General features: G+C 34.4%; 4 protein-coding genes. 1 reads left to right on the top strand and 3 read right to left on the bottom strand.

The window, feature by feature from the left end; all coding sequences use genetic code 11:
- Positions 1-60 precede the first annotated feature (60 nt).
- Positions 61-1,116 (top strand): IS110 family RNA-guided transposase, encoded by a 1,056-nt coding sequence (locus VKY47_RS00590; protein ID WP_073221972.1) that lies wholly within the window; start codon positions 61-63, stop codon positions 1,114-1,116.
- A gap of 301 nt (positions 1,117-1,417) precedes the next feature.
- Here the strand turns inward: VKY47_RS00590 and VKY47_RS00585 are convergent, their stop codons facing one another.
- The 3 genes from VKY47_RS00585 to VKY47_RS00575 form a co-directional block, all read right to left on the bottom strand.
- Positions 1,418-2,116, bottom strand: coding sequence for a hypothetical protein (locus tag VKY47_RS00585; RefSeq protein ID WP_324309507.1), 699 nt, complete (start codon positions 2,114-2,116; stop codon positions 1,418-1,420).
- Between the two features lie 196 nt (positions 2,117-2,312).
- Positions 2,313-3,359, bottom strand: a complete 1,047-nt coding sequence (locus VKY47_RS00580; RefSeq protein WP_324309506.1) for a DUF4932 domain-containing protein — start codon at positions 3,357-3,359, stop codon at positions 2,313-2,315.
- Between the two features lie 208 nt (positions 3,360-3,567).
- Positions 3,568-4,712, bottom strand: a protein-coding gene (locus VKY47_RS00575; protein WP_414731183.1) for an IS3 family transposase whose coding sequence is annotated in 2 segments (ribosomal slippage) — positions 3,568-4,460 and positions 4,460-4,712 — 1,146 coding nt in all. Because the reading frame shifts where the segments join, the coding sequence is not laid out codon by codon here.
- Between the last annotated feature and the right edge of the window lie 937 nt (positions 4,713-5,649).

Here is a 5,649-nt window from a genome sequence, read left to right as displayed (position 1 = left end):
TTAGCATCTATGAAAAAGCAGCGAGTCTCGTATCTTTAAAGTTCATCAAAACAATAAGATATGAAAACTGAACCCACTGCCCAACCAAAGTTATACATTGGCATCGATATTCACAAGCGGAGCTGGAAAGTTCATTGTGCTACAGATCTCTTTGCTGGCAAGTCGTTTACCATTCCTCCAAAGCCTGAAGTCTTACAGCAGTATGTTTCTAAACATTTTCCTAACCATGAGGTTACCACGGCTTATGAAGCTGGCTGTTGCGGCTATTATGCCCATCGTAGTTTTAGACAGTACGGATGGACCTCCCTTGTGGTCAACCCTGCTGATATTCATCGGAAGGGAAAGGAGCGCTTTACAAAGACCGATAAGATCGATGCACAGCTCATAAGCCGGGAACTGAAAGATGGCAGGCTGGAAAGTATCCATGTACCTGAAATTGAACGGGAACAACTGCGCAGTCTCTTTAGAAGGCGCAATGATCTTGTAAAGGATTTTAGGCGCATCAAGAGCCATATCAAGATGCAGTTGCTTTATTTCGGGGTTGCTATTCCCGAGGAGTTTGATAACGACCACTGGAGCCATAAATTTCGTGGCTGGATTGACGATCTGTCATTTGTCTATCCATCGGCACGTGAGACCCTCGATAGCAGGATGCGCAGCTTTAGGTTTATCGATCAAGAACTACGGGATGTGTCCTCAAAGATCCGTGCCTATTGCCGCAATCATTACAAGAAGGATTATTATCTCTTAAAAAGTATTCCGGGAGTAGGTGGGATCGTGGCCAGCGGTATCATCTGCGAGCTTGGCGATCTGCGACGCTTTAAAAGCATAAAACATTTGGCGGGTTATGTTGGCCTGGCACCGGGTATCCATCAAAGTGGCGACAACCAAAAGAGCACCGGTATTACAATGCGTGCCCATAGATTGATGCGCAGTTATTTTATCGAAGCAGCGTGGCAGGCCATCAGGACGGATCCAATAATGCAGGCCTATTACCGCAAACATTTGGGAAAGGACGTCAAATCAATAATAATCAAGGTGGCGCGTAAATTGTTGAGCCGGACCTTGGCAGTAATAAAAACAGAAACCCCCTATACAATAGGAGTAATAGAATAATAATATAAACAGATAACAAAGCTCACAAAGAAGTATTCAAAACCTGTATCACAAAACAATGTAGGTGGCCTCCGCCGAAGGCGGAAGGACCACACCCTTTTAGCAAGTGGCCAGGTTTATTATAACTTATAATCATACAGATGCTGGTGACCGCGCTTGGACGATGGATCACATATAGGATGCGGAGCAAGTTATATGGTATTGAAATATTGATAATCCTTCGGAATTATCAACATTCCAACACCCCAAAATCATCATTATGAGATAATTAAAATATAAATACTATTTTTGAAGAACGGGATTAGTGCTTTTCATAGGATACATTGTTGGCTACAGTATCCTTGTTTTTTCTTTCGTTCCAAACTTTAAATAACGTAAATGTTGCTCCAGATAGTCCAATTAATCCTGGTCCTAAGAAACTTAGTTTAGGAACTCCAAAAACAAGAAGCAGTATTGAGAGGACAATTATGATTATAAAGGAAATTACTCCCAAGATTAAACCAATCTTTCCTTGGTATATATTTTTCGCTACTTTAATCTGTCCTTTTTGTTGATCAGTTTGGTCAAAATGTGCCATTTCTTGGTTAAACCAATTTATCTCATAAGTTAGTTGGTCTTTAAAAGCCTTAAACTCCTTTTTTTTAAACCATCCAAATTTCCAAATTCTATAAGCCTTTCCCTTCGAATCCTTAATCTTCAACCAATACCAGTTTTGGTCGTCTTGAAAAACATAAGTGTTAATCTGTGAATAAGGTAAAAGAAAGTTAGACTTGATTGGTAAACCAAATAAAAAACTCCGATTTACTTGCATTTCTTTTTTGTTCAAAGTCACTGTTGTCTTACTGAAGGATACAAGTCTTGAAACCAAAATAGATACTAAAAAAATTAGAACAATAGCAGAAATAGATATAATTCCACCCTTGGACAAGGCTAAGATTCTCTGAACCTTAGAGACAATTATTGCGTTAAGTATCAATACTCCAATGAATGTAAATATCATTAAAACCCAAGAGGCTTCTAAAAACTTATATTGTTTCGTTTCGTTCTTCATATTGTAGCCAACGGTCCGTGCATAACATAAGTGGCGACTTAAAATCCGCAAGTTTTTGGTTAAACTTTAAGTTTCTAAAAATACCAAAATTTTCGTTTCAATCACAAATCTCGCCATTTTTGTTATGCGCTGTTGCCAGTAGTTTTTATTTCATCCGTTCGATTAGTGTCGGGTAAAATTTGTAAAAGTCCGTGTATTTGTTTCTATTCTGGTCGTATTCCTTTAAAATTTCCAAAATATTTTCAACCAATCCAAATCCGATTGATTTTTCGTACTCTAAAAGTTCGTTTGCTTTTTCTTTTCCAAAATTCTTCTCGGCTATTTTAATCGTTGTCGCTCTTAACAAAAGTTCGTTAAACACAAATTTCCATTCGCTGTAACCTTGGTATTTGGCATATTTTTCAAGTTTTTCTGTAAAATATTTAGATTTTAAGCTTTCTATTTCCTTATCGTGTTTTTCCATTAAAGGATTTACAAATGAGTGACCAAACTCGTGAAGTATTAAATCCGTTTCTAAATAGTTTTTGTCAAAATATGGCATAAAGTCAATTTCTCCATTTGGACCAATTAATGCATAAACTTCTTTTTCTCCGTTTTGATTGATAATTTCTGAATTGAAACCGCCAGAGTGAAGCAATGGCGAAAGAATAAGATTGTATGAATTGAGTTTTTTGCCATAGAATTTTTCCAAATATGTGGGCAATTCGCTAATTGTTTCCGACTCTTTTACTTGAGAAATAACTTTTTGGTTTATTGGTTTTATCTCGCTCAAATAAGATTGGAAAAGAGTATCTTGATTGAATTTTATGAGTTCTTTCCTGAAATTTTCGAGCAGATTTTTTTTGGCTTTCGGAACAGTTTCATAGTTATCCACTTTTTCTTTTATTTTTTTGAACTTAGGGAAGTCGGAAAACTGTAAAACCCATTCCACTGTTCGGAAATAGGAAAAATTGTAGTTTTTTGATAAACTGTCGAAAAGTTGAATAGCCTTGTGGTTTTTTAGCGATTGTAAATTTTCTCGAATTTCTTTTTTATATAAATTTTCGTGTTCGTTAATCAAGAAGTAGTCATTTAAAAATGCTACAGAGTAAAGCGTTTCAATTCTTTCGTCAATCGAAATGTTCAATTCCGATTTTTGTCCAATGCTGTTCAATGAAGTGAAAAGTAGAATTAAAACGATTATTTTTCTCATTAGCGGTTTTTTTAAAATTACTGGCAACGGCAGTCTGTCTCAAAACTACACTAATTTTCCTTTAAATTCAGTTTCAGGGTTAAGATTTCCGTATTTCATGAATTTTATGAAATTTCTCGGGAATGCGATTTTTAAAGCTTGCTGAGTGGATAATAGGGTTATAGCAAGCAACATAACCCCTAAAAATGAATTTGTAGGCTTCCCTTTTTTAGGACACCTTAAAGTTCGATAAATAATTATTATTTAAGTCAGATTTGATGAAGAATTTAAATTCTTCATCAAATCTGGGCATATATTCTTTAGGTGATTTATTTCCTAAGGATTTATGTGGGTGGTTAAAATTATAGTCCTCTCTCCAATTATCGCTTATTTTTTGCAATTGATATTTGTCATTGAAGTAATAGGCATCTAGTATATCTTCTCTAAAGAATCGATTAAAACGTTCGATATATCCGTTTTGCATTGGTTTTCCAGGTTGTGTATATTTAATTTCTATAAAGTTTTTTTCACACCAGTTCATAAAGGTCTTAGAGATAAATTCTGGTCCGTTATCACATCTTATATATTTTGGTGTGCCTATTTCTTCTTTTAAACATTCTAGTGTATCTACTACAGCTCTAGCTGGATATGATAGTCCTGCTTCAATGGCTAAAGCTTCTCGATTACAATCGTCAATAACGTTAAATACGCGCACTTTTCTACCATCGGTAAGTGCATCACTCATAAAGTCCATACTCCAGCATTCATTGAGCTGCGTAGGTGTTTCCAAAGGTTGTTTTACGCGTTTTACTAAACGCTTTTTGTGCTTACGCCTTAAACTTAGTTTCATATCCCTGTAAATGCGAAGCACTCGCTTTCTGTTCCATTTTAAGCCTTCACGACGGATTTTGTGATAATACTCATCAAAACCTCTAGTTGGATAGGATTCCGCAAGCTCTGTGAGTTTATCAATGACTTCGCTGTCATCTTTCTTGCGCTGATAATACCACATTGACCTACTTAAACCTACAACTTTGCAGGCTCGTACAATGGGCACTGTAAACTCCTTAACAAGATATTTGACACGAACTCGCTTGTCGGAAGGCTTTAGAACTTTTTTGACAATACGTCCTTTAACATCTTATTATCTAAACTCACATCCGCATACATTTGTTTGAGCCTGTTGTTTTCCTCTTCAAGTTCCTTCAACCTCTTAAGTTGTTGCTGTTCCATACCCCCATACTTCTTACGCCAATAATAGAATGTACTTTTGTCAATACCTAATTCTCTTGATAAATCGCCCACAGATCTTCCTTGTTCGTTTTCCTTGAGTGCCTTGATTATCTGACTCTCGCTAAATTTGCTTTTTTTCATTGTGACAGTTTGAATTTAAAATTAATAAATTAGAATTTATAACTGTCCTATTTTTGGGGAAGCCTACACCCATAACTGAAACTAAATGAAAGAATCAAAAAAAGACCTATTAAAAACCTCTTATCAGAAGTAAATAAATTAGTAATTATTTTAATCATAATATAGTTTTTAATTGTTTAGTTGAAATTGAAAACCTGCCAAAACAATGATGCTTAAGCAGTAATGTGAAAAAGAATGTATTTGAATCTTGTTCATAGTTAAAATGGTATACTTAATGTTTAAAAAGCGTTTTAGGGGAAAGTCAACTAGCTTTAAAATTTTAAAAATCTTTATTCAAAATTTTCTTACAAGACCTATGAGGAGGTGGATCTTAGTATTAAAATTAATTTTCTATATTGTAATAAAAGACGTTAGAGGAGACCGACTTTTGAATTTAAAATAACTTTATTATATCAAGACTTTAGGGGAGACAGTCTTTAAGCTTTTAATATTTTATCAAGATTTATGTGGGGATTACTTGATACCAGCTTTTGGGGATAGAGATAAATCACTTTATAAGTTCTTAAGAACAAAAATGATCTAACGATAGAACAAACGTAGTATAATTTTTCACAATATCATATACGTACTAACACGTATATCTTAAAATTTCATTAAAAAAAATTTAGCACTGTCAAAAACCAACACGCCTAACGCACATGTTTTCAATGAATTAGAAAAATTCCAACAATTTAATTAACGTCATTCTTTTTAATACTTTTTTGTATTTTTTTTAAATCAAAACCCATTATAAGGTTTTTATATAACGAATAAACCTAAAACTATAGTCGTTGATTTATTAAGTATAATTCTTATAGCTGAAACCCGATTTGTTATAGATAATTTTCAATCTTTTCGTATAAATATTACCACTTTTAAATTTTTGCTATTTACTGCT

It is taken from the genome of Xanthomarina sp. (assembly GCF_035306705.1).
GTDB lineage: Bacteria > Bacteroidota > Bacteroidia > Flavobacteriales > Flavobacteriaceae > Xanthomarina.
Note: the sequence above shows the minus strand (reverse complement) of the source record. Positions and strands in the feature narration are given on the sequence as shown.

Excerpts from the sequence above, each read along its gene's own strand:
- VKY47_RS00585 (WP_324309507.1), bottom strand. The coding sequence starts at position 2,116 with ATGATATTTACATTCATTGGAGTATTGATACTTAACGCAATAATTGTC.
- VKY47_RS00580 (WP_324309506.1), bottom strand. The coding sequence starts at position 3,359 with ATGAGAAAAATAATCGTTTTAATTCTACTTTTCACTTCATTGAACAGC.
- VKY47_RS00590 (WP_073221972.1), top strand. The coding sequence starts at position 61 with ATGAAAACTGAACCCACTGCCCAACCAAAGTTATACATTGGCATCGAT.